Source organism: Tenacibaculum sp. AWR4_210 (assembly GCF_056160945.1).
This window is the reverse complement of record NZ_JBSWYF010000049.1, coordinates 1-458: the sequence shown is the minus strand read 5'-3', so window position 1 is coordinate 458 and position 458 is coordinate 1. Positions and strand designations below refer to the sequence as shown.

Genomic DNA, 458 nt, shown 5'->3' with positions numbered 1-458 from the left:
ACGCGCGCCGCGAGCCTTGGTGCGCCTTGCCAGCGGGCGAGTGGTGATCGTGGGTGTCGGCTCGCGCATCGGCCGCCAGAAAGTGGTCGCCATCGACGCCGACCGCATCGCCCTCTCCAGCGGCGGTGCCGCGCAGTGGCTCGAGATCCCCTGACCGCCATCTGCTTGCGGGCAACCGCATGACCCCGCGCGGCAATTGACATTCCCGCGCCGCGCAGAGAAAGAACGGGCATGAGTGAACAGATCGCCCTTGTCACCGGTGCCTCGCGCGGGCTGGGTTTTGCCCTCGCCGAAGCCCTTGCACCCGCCTACCACGTGGTCGCTGTCGGTCGTACGATCGGCGGGCTCGAAGATCTTGATGACCGGATCAAGGCCCGCGGCGGCTCTGCCACGCTGGCGCCGATGGACATCACCAAGACCGACGCCATGGCGCAGCTGTGCCGCTCGATCTGGGACCG

At 68.6% G+C, this 458-nt stretch carries 1 protein-coding gene; it reads left to right on the top strand.

Annotated elements, in window-relative coordinates; translation table 11 throughout:
- Window positions 1–231 precede the first annotated feature (231 nt).
- Window positions 232–458 (top strand): SDR family NAD(P)-dependent oxidoreductase (locus tag ACXAG7_RS19965; protein WP_476667925.1); only part of this gene is annotated, 227 nt, incomplete at its 3' end.